Source organism: Leptolyngbya sp. FACHB-711, from assembly GCF_014695615.1.
In the GTDB taxonomy this organism is placed as follows: Bacteria; Cyanobacteriota; Cyanobacteriia; order Elainellales; family Elainellaceae; genus Leptolyngbya_A.
Map to the genome: position 1 here is coordinate 1 of NZ_JACJOR010000102.1, position 1530 is coordinate 1530.

The 1530-nt window shown below is 51.2% G+C and carries 1 protein-coding gene; it reads left to right on the plus strand.

What is annotated here, in order from left to right; genetic code table 11:
• Positions 1–33 precede the first annotated feature (33 nt).
• On the plus strand, positions 34–1530 hold a 1497-nt coding region (locus H6F80_RS03095), incomplete at its 3' end, for a S10 family peptidase (protein WP_190790148.1).

Here is a 1530-nt window from a genome sequence, read left to right on the forward strand (position 1 = left end):
ATCACTTTCCCTATTACCGTTTGTCTACGCCTTATGTCCGATACGCCAAATTCGACCCGCAAAACTAGCGTTACTGAACATACCTTGTCTCTGCTTGATCGCCAGATTTCCTACACTGCATCTGCGGGCTGGCAAACGCTGTTTGATAAGGACAAGCCGATCGCCGATATGTTTCACGTCGCGTATCTGGCGAAAGCAGAAGCTGCTTCCTCGCGACCACTCACTTTTGTATTTAATGGGGGACCCGGAGCGGCATCTGCTTATTTGCACATGGGCGCACTCGGTCCGAAGCGGATCTATTTTGGCGAAAATGGCGCACTGCCTAAACCGCCCGTTCGATTGATCGATAACCAGGAAAGCTGGCTTCCTTTTACTGATCTGGTGTTTATTGATCCGATCGGCACTGGGTTCAGCCGCAGCTCTCAGGCAAATTCATCTGACAAAGCAGACGCAGACGCAGACGCGAAGCCAGACGAGAAATCAGCTACCAAAGACAGTGAATCCTCGAAGGAACCGAAGGAAACCGAATTTTGGGAGGTCGATCGTGATCTGAAAGCACTGGGAGAGTTTATTCAACGATTTCTATCGCGACAAAACCGCTGGCTCTCGCCGATTTTCATTGCTGGGGAAAGCTATGGCGGATTTCGGGTAGCAAAACTGGCGCGGATGCTTCAGCAGGAATTTGGGGTGGGGCTATCGGGAGCAATTCTAATTTCGCCTGCGCTAGAGTTTAGTTTGCTCTACGGCAGCGATTACAACCTCACCTCCTGGACAACGGTATTGCCTTCGTTTGCAGCATCGGCAGCACACCACGATCGCGCTGAGTGGGCAGGGCAACCGGGCAATATGCAGGCACACCTGACCGCAGCCGAAGAATTTGCCCGCAAGACGCTGATTCCCCTTTTGGTGATGGGCGATGCAATGGCGTTAGAAGAGCGACAGGCAGCCTATGAGCAGATGGCAAAGCTGATTGGCTTACCCCAGTCTATTGTGGAACGGCAGGCAGGACGCATTGGGATCGATGTGTTTTCGCGAGAACTGCTGCGCGATCGACAGCGGATTGTGGGCTTATACGATGCTTCGATTACGGCGATCGATCCCTTTCCCGATCGCCCAAACTTTGAAGGCACTGACCCCACGCTGGATGGACTCGATCGCCTCTTTACGGGTGCAATCAACAGCCATCTGCGCGATACGCTCGGCGTTGAAACGGATTTGATTTATAACCTGCTGAACTACGAAACCTTCAAAGCCTGGAAGTTTGACATGAACGGGCAACTCAAGCAGGGCTTTATTGGTGCAGTCGATGATTTGCGAGTTGGAATGACGCTCAACCCTTATATGCAGGTGTATATTACTCACGGACTCTTTGATTTGGTTACGCCTTATTTTGCTTCCAATCATCTCGCAGATTTGATGAAGCTCAACCCCGAAATTCGCCCTAATTTGAGGCTGAAACATTATGAGGGCGGACATATGTTTTATACCTGGGAACGATCGCGCCAGGAATGGTTTGGTGAGATGCAAACG